The sequence below is a fragment of the Stenotrophomonas sp. C-A genome, assembly GCF_054030835.1.
The window spans coordinates 2,842,729-2,858,044 of the sequence record NZ_CM132916.1 but is presented as its reverse complement, the minus strand read 5'-3'; the positions used below and the strand labels follow the sequence as shown (position 1 = coordinate 2,858,044).

Here is a 15,316-nt window from a genome sequence, read left to right as displayed (position 1 = left end):
ATTGCCATGCCTGCGTCCCGACTTCCTCCCTTCAGCTGTTTCGACGGCCATCGCCTGGTCGCTTCCGGCACCCCGGAAGTGGCTGCGCTTGCGCTGAAACAGCTGCGCGCCGGCAACGTTGCCGGTCCGCTGCTGGTGTTCGACAACGCTACCGGTCGCACCCGTGATTTCGACACACGCGGCAGCGACGCAGAACTGCTGGCGCGGGTGGCGGAGGCGTTTCCATCGGCCGTGGAAGCGGACGCCGGAATCGCTCCCGAAGACGCACCTGTTGCCCCGCGCGGCCGCGGCCGCCCCAAGCTGGGCGTGGTTGCCCGCGAAGTGACCCTGCTGCCGCGCCACTGGGCGTGGCTGGCCGAGCAGCCCGGTGGGGCCTCGGTAGTGCTGCGCAGGCTGGTGGAGGCGGCCAGCCGTGCCGGTGCGGACAAGGACCAGCAGCGTCGCCACAGCGAGCGCACCTATCACTTCCTGCAGACCATCGCCGGTGACCTGCCTGGTTTCGAGGAAGCGATCCGTGTCCTGTTCGCGCACGACCGGTCGGGCCTGGAAATGGCGTTGCGCAGCTGGCCCGAGGATGTGCGCAACCACGCCCTGCGCCTGGCATTCGAGAGCGCCGGCGGCTGAGCCATCGCGCCGTCGTTGAGCAGCGGCGCCACCTGATCGCGGGCCACGGCCCGCTCCCCTGTGCTTGCTTTGCTGGCGGAAACGCCGGGCAGGGCAGCGCCTTGCCCAGAGAATCCCATGACCACCCCTGTACATCCGACACCCCCGGCCGCACCACCGCTGTGGCGCACCTACCTGGCCCTGCTGCTGCCGATGCTGCTGACCAATGCGCTGCAGCTTGCCGCAGGCACGCTGGACAACATCTACCTCGGCCATCTGCTGGGGACGCAGGCGGTGGCTGCCGCCGCAGCGTTCTTCCCGGTCTTCTTCCTGCTGTTGGCCTTGGTAATGGGCCTGGCGACCGGTGCCATGGTGCTGATCGGCCAGGCCTGGGGCGCGGGCCGGCCGCAGCAGGCGCGCGCGGTGGCCGGCAGTGCGGTGGCACTGATTCTGCTGTTGTCAGTGCTGGTGATGGCGGTGGGCGGCGGTTTCGCACCAGAGCTGCTGGTGGCACTCGGTACGCCGGCCCCGATCCTCGGCGAATCCATCGTCTATGCCCGTGTCCTGTTGCTGGCGGCACCGGTGTTCTTCCTGCTGTGGCTGGCCACTGCGGTGAGCCGCGCGGTGGGCGATGCGAAGACGCCGCTGCATGCGCTGCTGTTGGCCACGGTGGTCGGCCTGCTGTGCACGCCGCTGCTGATCCTGGGCTGGGCCGGCCTGCCGCGGCTGGGCGCAGCCAGTGCGGCAGTCTCGGCGGCGCTCGCCTCGCTGCTGGCCCTGGCCTGGCTGATGTGGCGGTGGCAGCGGATGGGGCACCCGTTGGCACCGGGGCATGAGTTACTGCGATCGATCCGTTTCGATGGAGCACTCATCCGTCCGATGCTACGCATCGGCGTACCGTCCTCGCTGCAGATGCTCAGTCTGGCCGTGGCCGAGATCGTGCTGCTGGGCTGGATCAATCGCCACGGCTATACCGCCACGGCCGCCTACGGCGCGGTCAATCAGTTGATGAGCTGGGTGCAGCTGCCTGCGATGTCGCTGGGCATCACCGCCACCATCCTCGCCGCGCATGCGATGGGGGCGGGACGTACGGCACGGCTGCCCGCCATCGCTCGCACCGGCGTGCTGCTTGGACTGGCGATACTGAGCGGGGTGGTGGTGCTGGTTGTGGCGCTGGCGCCCTGGTTGACTGGCCTGATCCTGGCGGCGACCGACGTGCGCGAACTGGCCACGCAGCAATTGCGCACCGTGGTGTGGGGCGTGCTGGCGATGGGGGGCAGTGCGGTGCTGGTCGGAGTGATGCGAGGCGGTGGCACGGTGTTGTTGCCCGCGTTGCTGGGCATGGCGGCCGTATTGCTGCTGGAGCTGCCACTGGCGATGTGGCTGCAGTCCCGGCACGGTCTGGCCGGGCTGTGGTGGGCGTGGCCGCTGGGGTTGCTGGCCATGCTGGTGATGCAGGTGCTCTGTTTTGCTCGCTGGAGGCGGGCGCAGGCTGGGTAGTGCCGGCCGCTGGCCGGCAATCCGGGATGGCCGGGGCAGCCGGCCAGCAGCCGGCTCTACCACTCGGTCAGGCGGGCAGCTTCAGCGCCGCTGTGCCAGCAGCAGGTGGAAGTGCTTTTCGCGGGTCTGGCCGTCATTGCCGGCCGCGGATTCCCGATGGCTGCGCCAGGCCGAGACACGGAAGCCCGATACCCGCAGTGCGAGCTCCACCGCGTCCAGCTCATGCAGCTGGAAGTCGGCAGCGAATGGCAGGCTGCGCATGAAGCTGGCGTCGCCAAAGGCCAGGCACAGGCGGCCGCCCCGGCGCAGTACCCGCGCCAGCTCATCCAGCACCGGGGCCAGGTTCGGCCAGAAGTACAGGGTGTTGACCGCCAGCGCTGCATCCATCGCGGCATCGGCGACCGGCAGCGCCTGGGCGTCGCCGTGCCGCATCGCCGCACGCTCGGCCAACCCGGCGCTGGCCAGCCGCTGGTTGCCGGCCTCGACCATGGCGGTGGACAGCTCGATGCCCAGATAGTGGCTGCCGGTGGCCTGCAGCATCAGCGGCGCGAAGGCCGCGTTGCCCGGGCCGACCTCCAGGACCTGTTCACCGGCGCCGACGGCCAGCAGCCCGATCGCGGCCAGGTTGAGTGCGCCGTTGCTGCGGTTCATCGAGTTGGCGACCGCCAGCGCGGCCTCGCCATGGGGCTGCCGCAGCTGTGCGGCCAGGGTGGGAGCATCCAGCATCATCATCGTCCATTGCAGAGTTTCGGACGTGGCGGCGGCGGGTCCGCCGGTGACCATAGCGCCGACCTTGTGGCTTGGGAAGTAGGGAAACCCCGGTGCAGGGTGATGAGGAAATGTCCAACGTCGCAGTCGGTGAGATCTGGTTGTCCACAGGGGGTGTGGATTACGCGTGGGCAACTTTGTGGATAAGCCGCGACAGGCGCCACCCCCCTAGGCTGTCAAGATGGGTGGCGAAAAATTCACCGCTGGTGAGGGCGGGTGAGGGAGCGGTGAAGGCTGGGTCCTGCCAGCGCTGTCGCCAGTGGCGGCGCTCGCGGTAACCTGTGGGCCTTGATGCTCCGTGAGACCCCATGAAACGTCACTTCTCGATGCTGCGCGAATTCCAGCTGGCCGACTGGTTCACCTTGGCCAATGCTTTCTGCGGCACGGGTGCGGTATTTGCCGCGATGCGCTTCCTGCAGGACGGCGAGCGCGGCTACCTGCTGTTCGGCATGGCGTTGATCCCGCTGGCTTTCATCTTCGATGCCCTCGACGGGCGCATCGCGCGCTGGCGCAAGTCCAGCTCTACCCTGGGCCGCGAGCTGGACTCGCTGTCCGACGTGATCTCCTTCGGCGTGGCGCCGGCGGCGCTGGCCTATGCCTGCGGCATGCAGGGCGGCTGGGACTGGCTGGTGCTGAGCTACTTCGTCTGCTGCGGCGTCAGCCGCCTGGCGCGCTACAACGTCACCGCCGAGGCGCTGGCCGGTGACGAGGGCAAGGTCAAGTTTTTCGAGGGCACTCCGATCCCGACCAGCCTGGTGCTGGTGATCGTGCTGGCGATCGCCGCCGGTACCGATGCCATCGGCCAGGACCTCTGGTTCGGCCAGTGGCAGATCGGCCCTTGGCAGCTGCACCCGATGGTGCTGCTGTTCGCGTTGTCCGGGTCGCTGATGATCAGCAAGACCCTGCGCATTCCCAAGCCATGAGCCAGCCCTGCGGAGGCCTGCGATGACCAGCTCGGCCCACGACGCCGGCAGCAGCGATTTCGAAGCCCTGGCGCGGCAGTACTTCGGCGCCTGGGGCGATGCCCTGCGCCATGCGAGCACGCCCGGTGCGCCGGCCGGCGACGACCCCGGCAGCTGGCAGCGGTTGTTCGACTGGTGGGGCCAGCTGTTGCCTGAGCAAGCGCAGGGCGCACCGGAAGATGCCGTGCGCCGGTTCCGTGAGCAGGCGGGCAGCTGGTACGGCACCATGCAGGAAGTGGCCGCGCGTTTCGCCGGCCGCGACGCCAGCAGCGCGGACGTGGCACAGGCCTGGCGCGAGGCGGTGCAGGGGCAGGGCGACGGCATGCTGCAGTGGATGCTGCAGGGAGCCCGTGGCAGCACCCACACCGGCGCCGCCGTGCCCGAATTCGCCGCATGGCTGCAGCAGTTCCAGCTGCAGGCTGGCCCGTGGCTGCAGAGCCCGGCGTTCGGCCCGGGCCGCGAACACCAGGCGCGCTGGCAGGCACTGCTGCGCGCACAGGAGGAATACCAGCAGCATTCGCGCGCCTACGTTGATCAGATCAAGCAGGCGCTGGATGAGGCCTTTGCGCTGTTCGAGCAGCGCCTGGCCGAGCACGAACAGCCCGGCAGCCAGCTGACCAGCGCCCGCGCGATGTTCGACCTGTGGATCGAAGTGGCCGAGGAGGCCTACGCCAAGGTCGCCATGTCCGAGCCGTTCCAGCAGGTCTATGCCTCGCTGGGCAACGCACAGATGCGCCTGCGTGCCGGCCTGCAGCGCGAGGTGGAACAGATGAGTGAACGCATCGGCCTGCCGACCCGCAGCGAGATGGATGCCGCACACCGCCGTATCGCCGAGCTGGAGCGCAGCCTGCGCCGCCTGCAGGCACAGGTAGCGGTGCTGGCCGGAACCGCTGCGGTCGATCCGGTCGCGCAGCCGGCGCCGGCGAAGGTGAAGCCAGCCGCACGCAAGGCCGCAAAGAAGGCTGCGCCGGCAAAGAAGGCGCCTGCGAAGAAGACATCTGCGAAGAAGGCCGCACCTCGCACTTCCGCACGGGCGCGTGACCGATGAAGGGACCGCTGGGCTTCAACGCCGATGACCTGATGCAGGAGACCTTGGCCATGCAGCGCAAGCTGATGGAAGGGCTGAAGCTGCTGCCGCAGGTGGAAGACGTGGACTATGGCGTGACCGCGCGTGAAGAAGTGTGGCGCGACGGCAAGGTGGTGCTGTACCGCTTCGTCGGCGAACAGGCACCGACCCGGCGCACGCCGTTGCTGATCGTCTATGCGCTGGTCAACCGGCCGTACATGGTCGACCTGCAGGCCGACCGTTCGCTGGTGCAGAAGCTGCTGGCGCTGGGCCAGGACGTGTACGTGCTGGACTGGGGCTACCCGGATCGCTCGGAGCGCTTCCAGACCCTGGAGGACTACCTGCTGCGCTACATCGATGGCGCGGTTGATGCGCTGCGTGCGCGCAGTGGTGGCCCGGTCGACCTGCTGGGTATCTGCCAGGGCGGCGTGTTCGCACTCTGCTACGCCGCGTTGCGCCGGCAGAAGCTGGGCAAGCTGATCACCATGGTCACCCCGGTCGATTTCCAGACGGCCGACAACATGCTCTCGCACTGGGCGCGGCAGGTGGATGTGGACCTGCTGGTGGATACGCTGGGCAACATCCCGGCCGACCTGATGAATGCCAGCTACCTGATGCTGAAGCCGTTCCGCCTGAACGTGCAGAAGTACGTGGGCCTGCTCGACATCCTCGATGACAAGGCCGCGCTGGAGGACTTCCTGCGCATGGAGAAATGGATCTTCGATTCACCGGATCTGGCGGGTGAGGCGTTCCGTGACTTCATCAAGCAGTTCTACCAGGGCAACGGGTTGGTGAACGGCACGGTGCGGATCGGCGAGGAGGCGGTGGATCTGTCGCAGGTGACCCTGCCGGTGCTGAACATCTACGCCGAGCAGGATCATCTGGTGCCACCGGATGCTTCGCGCGCGATGCGTGGGCGCTTGGGCACTGAGGACTACACCGAGTCCAGTTTCCGTGGTGGGCATATCGGCATCTACGTGTCCGGGCGCGCGCAGCGAGAGGTGCCGGCCACGATCGATGGCTGGTTGAAGGCGCGTGACCTGTAGAGTCGAGCCATGCTCGACTGACCTGGGGGGATGATGACGTACCGGATTCTGTTGATTCTTGCGGCACTGCTGGCAGCGCCGCTTGCCCACGCCGCACCCAGTGCGGATGCACGGCGGGAGATCGCCCAGCTGATCGCCAGCCTGGACGGCTCTCAATGCCGCTTCCAGCGCAATGGCAGCTGGCACGATGGCAGTGATGCGCGTGCGCACCTGCAGCGCAAGTACGACTACCTGCTGAAGAAGGACATGGTGGACAGCGCCGAGCAGTTCATCGAGCGCGCCGCGAGCCAGAGCAGCATGAGCGGCAAGCCCTACCGTATCCAGTGCCCGGGGCAGCCTGAACAGACCGCCGCCGCCTGGTTCGGCGCACGCCTGCAGGCCCTGCGCCACCGCACGCCGTAGACATGGGGGCGGTGTAGAGTCGAGCCATGCTCGACTGCTTTTTCCCGTAGCCCAGGAGAACCGCCATGAACACCACGCCGCGCACGCTGTCGCGTTCATTGAACGACCGCATGATTGCCGGCGTGATGGGCGGCATCGCCCACCGCTTCGGCTGGAACCCCACGCTGGTGCGGATCGTGTTCGTGCTGGTCTCGATCGGCTCGGCGGCCTTCCCTGGCATCCTGGTCTACCTGATCCTGTGGCTGCTGATGCCGAACGAGGCCGATTGAAGACTGCCCCGGAGCCCTGGCCGATCTGGCTGCGCGCGCTGCAGGTACTGGGCGCGGTGTGGACGTCACCCAATTCCCTGATCGGCCTGATCGGCGGCCTGACCGGCATGCTGGGCGGCGCAACAGTGCGCTGGAGCGGCCGTGACTGTGCGCTGGTGTTCGACCGCTGGCCGTGGGGGCCGGGTGGGGCGATCACGCTGGGCAATGTGATCCTGCATACCGGTCATGATCTGGGCATTTCGTGCCGGACCTATGCGCATCAGGCGGGGTGGGGCGTGGAGCCGCTGATCCGGCTGGACGACCACGAACGCGCGCACGTCTACCAGTACATGGTGCTGGGGCCGCTGTACCTGCCGGTGTACCTGCTGTGTGGCGGGGTGAGTGCGCGGAATCCATTCGAGCGCGCGGCCGATCATTTTGCCCGGTTCGGGCACGGCTGGTGGCCGTAGGTTCCAGCCAACGGCGCAGCCCCTCGTGGCTTGGTCGCGGAATACGTTTCATGCGATTGGGCCGGGCGGGATGGGTTCGCGGGACACGCCGTAAACCCATCCATGGGGGCTCGATGGCGCCATCCATGGCGCCAACGGTCCCGCGAACCCATCCCGCCCGGCCGCTGACAGTTCCCGGCCGCGTCCAGCCACGGAAAAGAAAAAGAACAGCAAAAGCGGGTCGCGCGCTGCGCTCGTGTAGAGCCGAGCCCACGCTCGGCTGCTTTCAGGCCAGCTCGCGAAGCCGAGCGCAGGCTCGGCTCTACAACAAAAAAGCGGACAGCCCGGCTGCTTCTGCTTTTGATCTTCTTTTTATTCTCCGTGGGTGGCGGCAGGCACCAGGAATCTGTCAGCGGCCGGGAGGGTGGGTAGGGCGGGGTGTCCGCGGCATGGATGCCGCGGCCAAGCCCCCATGGATGGGTTCACGGCGTCCCCGGCCTACCCACCCTCCCGGCCAGCCCACAGGAAACCGGCTTTCCGCGACCAACCAAACCACCCACGAGGGGCTGCGCCGTTGGCAGGAATCCCCCACGATTCGTTAGCCGGAAGTTAAGGATCCGTAAGCATTCTGCTGTGATCCCGCCGTCATCTGCATGCAACCGATCATCATTAGCCTTCGTGACGTTCCAGTCAGGTTCGACGCGGTAAGCTCTCCCTCGATGAGCTCGCAGCATCGCTCATCGAGTGCAGTACGCAGTAGCAATTTGGAGGAATACATCACATGGCAATCGTTCTTTATGTCGGTGGTAGCAAGGATGGCGAGAAGGGCGTGGTGCCCTACGGCTTCAGCAAATCCCGCGCCGACACCGCGCTGGGGCCGGAGTTCTACACGGAGCGGTTCATGGAACTGCAGGGTGTCGGCAAGGTCCGCCTGATGGCCCTGGAAGGCATGCGTGACGAGATCGTCATGCAGCGCGCCGCCCGCCACTACCGCTGACCTCCGCAACACGCGGCAGGGCGCGCCCACCATCGCGCGCCCGCGCCGGCATCCCAGCCCAGGGCCAGTCCGAGCCCTTTCCTTGCCAGGATGCCGGCGTCCAATCCGGCCCCGCCGCTGAACCTCGCCCCGTGTCAATGCCTTGTCCGGCTCCATCGTGGATTGCCAGAATGGGGTCTTCCCGTAACGCGGCACAGACCTGAAGCAATGCACGACGCCAAGAACGCCCAGAGCGCGCTCGCCCAGCAGATCGCCCAGACCATCGCCGACGAGATCGGTGCCCAGTCCGCCCAGGTACGTGCCGCCGTCGGCCTGCTCGACGAGGGCGCCAGCGTTCCGTTCATCGCGCGCTACCGCAAGGAAGTGACCGGGGGCCTGGACGACACCCAGCTGCGCAACCTGGAAGTGCGCCTGACCTACCTGCGCGAGCTTGAAGACCGCCGTGCGGCGGTGCTGGCCAGCATCGGCGAGCAGGGCAAGCTCAGCGACGAACTGCGCAACGACATCCTGGCCGCCGACACCAAGAGCCGCCTGGAAGACCTGTACCTGCCGTACAAGCCCAAGCGCCGCACCCGCGCCCAGATCGCCCGCGAGGCCGGTCTGGAGCCGCTGGCCGATGGCCTGCTGGCCGACCCGACGCAGGACCCGCAGGTCTACGGCGCCACCTTCGTCGACACCGACAAGGGCGTGGCCGACACCAAGGCCGCGCTGGAAGGTGCGCGTGCGATCCTGATGGAGCGCTGGGGCGAAGACGCTGCGCTGGTCGGCGAACTGCGTACCTGGCTCGGCGAATCCGGCGTGATCCGTGCCCGCGTGGCCGAGGGCAAGGAAACCGAAGGCGCCAAGTACCGCGATTATTTCGAACACGCCGAGTCGCTGGCGAAGATCCCCTCGCACCGGCTGCTGGCGCTGTTCCGTGCGCGCCGCGAGGAGATCCTGTTCCTGGAGCTGGATCCGGGCAGTGACGCCGAGGCTGGCCACCAGTACGCCGAAGGGCGCGTGGCGCGCAAGGCCGGCATTGCCGACCAGGGCCGTGCCGCCGACCGCTGGCTGCTGGACGCCTGCCGCCTGACCTGGCGCGCCAAGCTGCATACCCATCTGCTGCTGGACCTGTTCAACCAGGCCCGCGAAAAGGCCGAGGCCGAAGCCATCGCGGTGTTCGGCGACAACCTGAAGGACCTGCTGCTGGCGGCACCGGCTGGCCCGAAGACCGTGCTCGGCCTGGACCCGGGCATCCGTACCGGCTGCAAGATCGCCGTGGTCGATGCCACCGGCAAGCTGGTCGCCACCGATACCATCTACCCGCATGAGCCGCGCCGCCAGTGGGACCAATCGCTGCAGACCATCAAGCAGCTGTGCGCCAAGCACAACGTGGAACTGATCGCGATCGGCAACGGCACCGCCAGCCGCGAAACCGACAAGCTGGCCGGCGAAGCGATCAAGGCCGCTGGCAACCCGAAGCTGCAGAAGGTGGTGGTGAGCGAGGCCGGTGCCTCGGTGTACTCGGCCTCCGAATTCGCGGCCAAGGAGTTCCCGGGCCTGGATGTGTCGCTGCGTGGCGCGGTATCGATCGCCCGCCGCCTGCAGGACCCGCTGGCCGAACTGGTGAAGATCGAACCCAAGGCGATTGGCGTCGGCCAGTACCAGCACGACGTGGACCAGTACCGCCTGGCGCGGGCACTGGATGCGCGCGTAGAGGACTGCGTGAACGCGGTCGGCGTGTACGTCAACACCGCCTCGGCCGCGCTGCTGTCGCGCGTGTCCGGCCTGTCGGCCGCGGTGGCCGAGAACATCGTGCGCCATCGTGACGACAACGGCCCGTTCAAGCGTCGCAAAGACCTGCTGAAGGTCGCGCGCCTGGGCGAAAAGACCTTCGAGCAGTGCGCCGGCTTCCTGCGCATCGCCGACGGTGACCAGCCGTTGGACGCCTCGGCGGTGCACCCGGAAGCCTATCCGGTGGTCGAGCGCATCGTTGCCAGCACCGCGCGCCCGATCAAGGCGCTGATCGGTGATGGCAGCTTCCTGCGAGGCCTGAAAGCAGAACAGTTCACCGACGACACCTTCGGCGTGCCGACCGTTCGCGACATCCTGAAGGAACTGGAAAAGCCGGGCCGCGATCCGCGTCCGGAGTTCAAGGCGGCGCGTTTCGCCGAGGGCGTTGAGGACATCAAGGACCTGCGCGAGGGCATGGTGCTGGAAGGCGTGGTCAGCAACGTGGCGGCCTTTGGTGCCTTTGTCGATATCGGCGTGCACCAGGACGGCCTGATCCACATTTCGGCGCTCTCCGATACGTTCGTGAAGGACCCGCGCGACGTGGTCAAGGCCGGCGATATCGTCAAGGTGAAGGTGCTGGAGGTGGACGTGGCGCGCAAGCGCATCGCCCTGACCCGGCGCCTGGACGACACCCCCGGGCAGGCCACCAGCCGCCCGGGCCCGCGCGATGAGCGCGGGCAGGGGCCGCGCCGCGACGCAGGCGGCCCGAACCGCGGGCCGAACCGGGGCCAGGGCAATGGTGGCCGTCCCGCCGTGTCCGCGCCCCCGGCCAACAATGCCCTGGCCGAGGCCTTCGCCCGCGCCAAGCGCAGTTGAGGACCGTGTCCCTCGTCACGCTTGATTCGTGGCGGGGGACTTGTCGGTTTTCCCCGTGATTGCGCACACTTGCGCTTGAGGGGAGGCGTTCGGCCACCCCGCTGTCGCTGGGGAGGGCCATGACGCCAGCAGGACCCGTTGTCTTCGTTGAGGGCTGCAGCGTTGTGCTGCGGCCGCTGCCCGCCTGTGCGGGCCGCGGGGCGGGTTGATGGCGGGCCAGGGAAGCAACGGCAACGGGCTGCTCGAACGGCGCCTGCAGGAGCTGGCCGAGGAGCGCCGTCGCCTGGCGATGATCATCGACGGCACCGCAGCCGGTACCTGGGAATGGAACGTGCAGACCGGCGAAATGCGGGTCAATGCGCGCTGGGCGGAGATCGTCGGCTATCGCCTGGAAGAGCTGGAGCCGGTGTGCCAGAAGACGTTCCTGAAGCTGGTCCACCCCGACGACATCGTCCTGTCCGATGCGGCACTGGAGGACCATTTCGAAGGCCGCAGCGACAACTATGTCTGCCTGCTGCGCATGCGCCACAAGAATGGCCAGTGGATATGGATCCACGACCGTGGCCGCGTGTTCGAATGGGACGGGCAGGGGCGACCGCTGTGGATGGCCGGTGCGCACGCCGACGTGACCGAGCTGCAGCAGGCGCGGCAGGACGCGGCCGAGAGCCGGCAGCGATTGCAGGCCGTGGTCGACGCGTCCGACGAGGTGGCGGTGATCGCGACCGATACCGAAGGCACCATCACCTTGTTCAATACCGGCGCGGAACGCCTGCTGGGATACAGCGCGGAAGAAGTGGTCGGCCAGCGGCGACTGGGTGATTTCCACGATCCGGACGAGCTGGCGGCCTGGCTGCGTCCGCTGGTGGCTGCGGACGGAAGCCTGCCGGGCGCGTTTGAAGCACTCAGCGCCCGCGCCGATGAGCAGACCTATTCACGGCAGTGGACACTGCGGCGCAAGGATGGCCAGCCACGCCAGGTGCGCCTGTCGATCAGCCGCATGGATGGTGCCGGCGGCGCGCGGATCGGCTATGTCGGCATGTCCATCGACATTACCGAGATCCTGCAGGCGCGTGCCGAAGCACGCCTGTCGGCAGAGAAATTCGCCGGTGCGTTCACGTCGGCGGCGCTGGGCATGGCGCTGGTGTCGCTGGAAGGGCGCTGGCTGGACGTCAATGACGCACTGTGCCGGATCCTGGGCTACCCCCGCGAAGAACTGCTGCAGGTTGATTTCCAGCGCCTGACCCACCCCGACGACCTGCAGACCGATCTGGCCCTGGTGCAGGACCTGCTGGCCGGGCGGCGCAGCCACTACCACCTGGAAAAACGTTATCTCGATCGCGACGGCAAGGTGATCTGGGCACGGCTGTCGGTGTCGCTGGTGCGCACCGAGCACGGCGAGCCGCTGCATTTTGTGTCGCAGATCCAGGACATCAGCGCCCAGCGCAGCAGCGAGCAGCGTCTGTTCGAGAGCGAGCAGCGCAGCCGTATCACGCTTGATGCGGTGGCCGACCTGGTGCTCAGTGTCAGCCTGGATGGCCGCATCGACTACGCCAATGCCGCCGCGGTGCGCACCCTGGCCGGTGATGGCGCGCTGTCGCTGGCCGGGCACAAGGTGCAGGATGTGCTGGCACTGACCACCGAGTACGCACCCGGTTCAGTGCTGGATGTCTCCGTGCTGCTGGACCCGGAAAGCAACGCAGTGGACCTGCACGCCGACCTGTTGCTGCGCCTGGGCACAGCCACGATTCCGGTTGACCTGACCCGTGCCTGGCTGCGTGATGATGAAGGTCATGTACGGGGCGCAGTGTGAGTGCTGCGCGATGACACCCAGCAGCGCGCGCGCCAGCGCGAGGCGCGCCATCTGGCCGAGATCGATCCGCTGACCGAGCTGAGCAACCGCCGCGGCTTCGAGGTGCATCTGCAGCAGGCGATCACCCGCGTCGAGCGTACCGGCCAGGCCGCCTCGTTGATGTACATCGACCTGGACCGCTTCAAGCCGGTCAACGATACCTGGGGCCATCTGGCCGGCGATGCCGTGCTGTGGGCGGTGGCCAGCGTGCTGCGCCACGGCGTGCGCGATTCGGACGTGGTGGCGCGGCTGGGCGGCGACGAATTCGCGGTGATCCTGTCCGGCTGCACGCCGCGTCGTGCAGCACGCATTGGCGGTGAACTGCTGCACACCCTGGCATCGCTGTCGATTCCGTGGGACCGGGATCGCCTGCATGTGGGCGCCAGCATCGGTATCGCGCCATTGGCGGGCGGGATGAGCGTGGACCAGGCTGTAGCGGCGGCTGATGCCCAGTGCTACCGGGCCAAGGCAATGGGTCGCAACAACGTACAGGTGCAGGGCGAGGCCAGTGAGCTGCCGGGCGACGACATCGACCCGATCGAGGGCTGATCTCAGCCTGTGAGAGGGCGTGCGCGAATACTCCGCGCACTTCCCCTCGTACAGGTGATCCCATGAATGTCTGCAACCCGGTGACGGTGCGTGCCTTCGCACCGGCCCTGGTCGGTTGGTGCCTGGCCCTGGCCGCCTGCCTGCGTGCGGAACAGCTGCGCGGCGACCTGCACGCGCAGTCCCTGCTGCCGGTGCTGCAGGGCGGCGCGGTCGCCCTGCTGGTGTTCACGCTGTCCTGCATCGGTGCCGCCTGCATCGTGCTCTGGCGGGCAGGCAGGAACGCGGTGGAGTGACGCGGTGGATGGTCACCGCATCCCCCATGTCATGTTGCGTCAGCGCAGAACTTCATCCGAACTGACCAGCTGCACGTCGTGCATCAGGTTGAGGTAAGCCTCGTAGTAGCCTTTGTGCGAGGCACCGACGATGGTCAGCATGCGGGTGCCTGGATGCTGGCCCAGTATGTCGCGCATGTTGGCGACCATGCGCAGGTTGCGGGTTTCCCAGTAGCCCACGTAGTTGCGGCCGAAGCCTTCTGGCGAGGGTTCGACGAGCGTCGCGCCGAAATCGCTGTTGAAGGCCGCCATCACGGCCTCGGGTGCGTTGTAGGCGCGATACATCGCGAGCAACCCATCCGCTTGGTCAAGATTGGCTTCGAGCCGTCCATCGGCCGCCCTGCGCGCTTTGACGAAGGAATTGTCCCAGGCACCGCGTATGGCGGCAGCGTAGGCCTTCTGCTGCGATTCCGGTGTTGGCGAATCCGCAGTGTGGTCGTCGACCGACCACAGGCGCTCCAGTCCCAGGCGTGCGGCAAGGACGCCGGCCACCAGGCCGGCCTCGTTGCGGCGGGTCATGCGCGTGTCGAGGAACCGCACCAGCTCCGGCGTCAGGCTGTCCGAAGCACGTCGCTCTTCCCTGGGCAGCCGCAGCCATTGGACGACTGCCGAGCTGCTTTCGCCCGCGGCCAGGAAGACTGCGGCCAATCGGCGTCGCTGGGCAGCGGTTGGCGCCTTCGGCCATTCCGCAAGCAGGCGTTCCATCTCCACGTTGGCACTGGGCACGTCCAGGCCGGTGGCGGCCTGCGCCTGGGCCGGATCGACGCAGTAGTCCGCTACGCTCTCCGCGTATCGGGCTGGATTGCGGCGCATGAAGTCACACTGCAGGCCGGACAGGTTCTCCACTGCGATCGCGGTGGGCCGCCAGGCTTCCAGGCGCTGCAGCAGAGGTTCCAGCATCGCCGGCGTGAAGGTCTCCGGCAGGCTGGACAGGTGCGGGCTGCCCAGTACCAGTACTTCGTTCGGGCGTCCTGCGGGCGGTCCCTTCAGCTGGTCCGGGTGGAACGCCGGTCGATAGGCGGTGTCGTTGGCCAGCGAGCTGCTGCTGCACACGGCCAGGAAGAGAAGGCTGGCAAAGCGAGGGAACATGCGATCTCCATGTCGATAGGCGTCCTGCGGGACCTTCATGCTGGTCATTCTCTCCGGCTGGGGAATCCCGCATTGGTCATGTAAACCTTTCTGCCTTGAGCTGCATCCTTCTGCTGAGCGATGCTGTACTCAGCGCTCAGGCAATGCAGAACATGACATTCGACGACTGGACCATCGACAGTCCGCGGCTGCACCTCCGGCCATTCACGCCCGGTGACGCCGGCGAGGCATTTGCGGGAATCACACCCGGGCTGACCCGCTACATGGCCTTCGAGCCGCCTCCGTCGGAGGAGGCATTTGCTGCTGTCTGGCAGGCGTGGCTGCCCACCATTGCCGACGGGACCGACATCACGTTCGCGATCCGCCGACGCATGGATGACGTGTTCCTTGGCCTGGCAGGCCTGCATCGAGCCCGGGAAGCAGAACCCGAACTGGGCATCTGGATCGCAGAAGTGATGCATGGGCACGGCTATGGCCGCGAAGCAGTGGCGGCGGTGTGGTCGGCGGCCTCCGAGCGCCTGCGCTGTGCGGCGTTCCGCTACCCGGTGGCGGAACGGAACCGGTCCAGCCGTTCACTGGCTGAGTCCCTCGGCGGGCAGGCGGTGGCACGTGAGCAGGGCGTGAAGTACACGGCAGTCGTCTACCGCATTCCGGCTGCAATGCACGGAGTTGCGACGGATGTCGCGGAATCCCGCTAAAGCGGCCGACGGCATCGCCGATACTCCCTCTGGATCCCGCTCCAGTCACCCGCCGCAGGACCCCAGGCTGCCCCCGATGGGCGGTCCGCGCAGTGTGTTCCGCCGCTTCCAGATGCCGATCGCACCCGCAGCAGACGTTCTTGGCAGTCGCTCGAGAGGTGCCGGTTGG

14 protein-coding genes and 1 pseudogene are annotated in these 15,316 nt (G+C 67.4%); 13 read left to right on the top strand and 2 right to left on the bottom strand.

The window, feature by feature from the left end:
- Window positions 1–6 precede the first annotated feature (6 nt).
- Window positions 7–624, top strand: a complete 618-nt coding sequence (locus ACW5IY_RS13410; protein ID WP_049436621.1) for a DUF2239 family protein — start codon at window positions 7–9, stop codon at window positions 622–624.
- A gap of 117 nt (window positions 625–741) precedes the next feature.
- Complete coding sequence (locus ACW5IY_RS13405) at window positions 742–2,103, top strand: MATE family efflux transporter (RefSeq protein WP_049436622.1); 1,362 nt, start codon at window positions 742–744, stop codon at window positions 2,101–2,103.
- Between the two features lie 81 nt (window positions 2,104–2,184).
- Here the strand turns inward: ACW5IY_RS13405 and ACW5IY_RS13400 are convergent, their stop codons facing one another.
- Window positions 2,185–2,835 (bottom strand): class I SAM-dependent methyltransferase, encoded by a 651-nt coding sequence (locus ACW5IY_RS13400; RefSeq protein WP_049436623.1) that lies wholly within the window; start codon window positions 2,833–2,835, stop codon window positions 2,185–2,187.
- Between the two features lie 344 nt (window positions 2,836–3,179).
- Between ACW5IY_RS13400 and ACW5IY_RS13395 the strand changes: the two genes are divergently transcribed.
- The 10 genes and pseudogenes from ACW5IY_RS13395 to ACW5IY_RS13350 all read left to right on the top strand — a co-directional run bounded on the left by ACW5IY_RS13395 (window position 3,180) and on the right by ACW5IY_RS13350 (window position 13,321).
- Complete coding sequence (locus tag ACW5IY_RS13395; RefSeq protein WP_043402897.1) at window positions 3,180–3,794, top strand: CDP-alcohol phosphatidyltransferase family protein; 615 nt, start codon at window positions 3,180–3,182, stop codon at window positions 3,792–3,794.
- Window positions 3,795–3,816: 22 nt separating this feature from the next.
- On the top strand, window positions 3,817–4,881 hold the full coding sequence (phaE, locus tag ACW5IY_RS13390; protein WP_049436624.1) for a class III poly(R)-hydroxyalkanoic acid synthase subunit PhaE: 1,065 nt from the start codon (window positions 3,817–3,819) through the stop codon (window positions 4,879–4,881).
- Window positions 4,878–5,945 carry a class III poly(R)-hydroxyalkanoic acid synthase subunit PhaC gene (locus ACW5IY_RS13385; RefSeq protein ID WP_014037614.1) on the top strand — a complete coding sequence of 356 codons (1,068 nt, stop codon included), beginning with the start codon at window positions 4,878–4,880 and terminating at the stop codon, window positions 5,943–5,945. Before phaE ends, ACW5IY_RS13385 begins: the two co-directional genes overlap by 4 nt.
- A gap of 33 nt (window positions 5,946–5,978) precedes the next feature.
- A complete protein-coding gene (locus ACW5IY_RS13380) occupies window positions 5,979–6,347 on the top strand; it encodes a YfeK family protein (protein WP_031269840.1) in 369 nt (122 codons plus the stop codon).
- A 65-nt stretch (window positions 6,348–6,412) separates the two neighbouring features.
- Window positions 6,413–6,616: a PspC domain-containing protein gene (locus ACW5IY_RS13375; RefSeq protein WP_010484929.1), complete on the top strand. Its 204-nt coding sequence runs from the start codon at window positions 6,413–6,415 to the stop codon at window positions 6,614–6,616.
- Window positions 6,613–7,065 (top strand): hypothetical protein, encoded by a 453-nt coding sequence (locus tag ACW5IY_RS13370; protein ID WP_049436625.1) that lies wholly within the window; start codon window positions 6,613–6,615, stop codon window positions 7,063–7,065. Before ACW5IY_RS13375 ends, ACW5IY_RS13370 begins: the two co-directional genes overlap by 4 nt.
- Before the next feature lie 760 nt (window positions 7,066–7,825).
- Window positions 7,826–8,041, top strand: a complete 216-nt coding sequence (locus ACW5IY_RS13365) for a hypothetical protein (protein WP_005410085.1) — start codon at window positions 7,826–7,828, stop codon at window positions 8,039–8,041.
- Between the two features lie 207 nt (window positions 8,042–8,248).
- Complete coding sequence (locus ACW5IY_RS13360) at window positions 8,249–10,630, top strand: Tex family protein (RefSeq protein WP_049436354.1); 2,382 nt, start codon at window positions 8,249–8,251, stop codon at window positions 10,628–10,630.
- A 208-nt stretch (window positions 10,631–10,838) separates the two neighbouring features.
- A pseudogene (locus ACW5IY_RS13355) lies at window positions 10,839–13,028 on the top strand (PAS domain S-box protein).
- Between the two features lie 62 nt (window positions 13,029–13,090).
- Window positions 13,091–13,321, top strand: a complete 231-nt coding sequence (locus tag ACW5IY_RS13350; RefSeq protein ID WP_049436352.1) for a hypothetical protein — start codon at window positions 13,091–13,093, stop codon at window positions 13,319–13,321.
- A gap of 39 nt (window positions 13,322–13,360) precedes the next feature.
- On the opposite strand, the gene ACW5IY_RS13345 is transcribed toward ACW5IY_RS13350, so the two are convergent.
- Complete coding sequence (locus ACW5IY_RS13345; protein ID WP_049436351.1) at window positions 13,361–14,449, bottom strand: DUF5694 domain-containing protein; 1,089 nt, start codon at window positions 14,447–14,449, stop codon at window positions 13,361–13,363.
- A gap of 152 nt (window positions 14,450–14,601) precedes the next feature.
- Between ACW5IY_RS13345 and ACW5IY_RS13340 the strand changes: the two genes are divergently transcribed.
- Window positions 14,602–15,147 carry a GNAT family N-acetyltransferase gene (locus tag ACW5IY_RS13340; RefSeq protein WP_049436356.1) on the top strand — a complete coding sequence of 182 codons (546 nt, stop codon included), beginning with the start codon at window positions 14,602–14,604 and terminating at the stop codon, window positions 15,145–15,147.
- The last annotated feature ends 169 nt before the right edge of the window (window positions 15,148–15,316 follow it).

What these genes read in the sequence shown, in the direction of transcription:
- ACW5IY_RS13410 (WP_049436621.1), top strand. Translation starts at nt 7, where the DNA reads ATGCCTGCGTCCCGACTTCCTCCCTTCAGCTGTTTCGACGGCCATCGC.
- ACW5IY_RS13405 (WP_049436622.1), top strand. Translation starts at nt 742, where the DNA reads ATGACCACCCCTGTACATCCGACACCCCCGGCCGCACCACCGCTGTGG.
- ACW5IY_RS13400 (WP_049436623.1), bottom strand. Translation starts at nt 2,835, where the DNA reads ATGATGATGCTGGATGCTCCCACCCTGGCCGCACAGCTGCGGCAGCCC.
- ACW5IY_RS13395 (WP_043402897.1), top strand. Translation starts at nt 3,180, where the DNA reads ATGAAACGTCACTTCTCGATGCTGCGCGAATTCCAGCTGGCCGACTGG.
- phaE (WP_049436624.1), top strand. Translation starts at nt 3,817, where the DNA reads ATGACCAGCTCGGCCCACGACGCCGGCAGCAGCGATTTCGAAGCCCTG.
- ACW5IY_RS13385 (WP_014037614.1), top strand. Translation starts at nt 4,878, where the DNA reads ATGAAGGGACCGCTGGGCTTCAACGCCGATGACCTGATGCAGGAGACC.
- ACW5IY_RS13380 (WP_031269840.1), top strand. Translation starts at nt 5,979, where the DNA reads ATGACGTACCGGATTCTGTTGATTCTTGCGGCACTGCTGGCAGCGCCG.
- ACW5IY_RS13375 (WP_010484929.1), top strand. Translation starts at nt 6,413, where the DNA reads ATGAACACCACGCCGCGCACGCTGTCGCGTTCATTGAACGACCGCATG.
- ACW5IY_RS13365 (WP_005410085.1), top strand. Translation starts at nt 7,826, where the DNA reads ATGGCAATCGTTCTTTATGTCGGTGGTAGCAAGGATGGCGAGAAGGGC.
- ACW5IY_RS13360 (WP_049436354.1), top strand. Translation starts at nt 8,249, where the DNA reads ATGCACGACGCCAAGAACGCCCAGAGCGCGCTCGCCCAGCAGATCGCC.
- ACW5IY_RS13350 (WP_049436352.1), top strand. Translation starts at nt 13,091, where the DNA reads ATGAATGTCTGCAACCCGGTGACGGTGCGTGCCTTCGCACCGGCCCTG.
- ACW5IY_RS13345 (WP_049436351.1), bottom strand. Translation starts at nt 14,449, where the DNA reads ATGTTCCCTCGCTTTGCCAGCCTTCTCTTCCTGGCCGTGTGCAGCAGC.
- ACW5IY_RS13340 (WP_049436356.1), top strand. Translation starts at nt 14,602, where the DNA reads ATGACATTCGACGACTGGACCATCGACAGTCCGCGGCTGCACCTCCGG.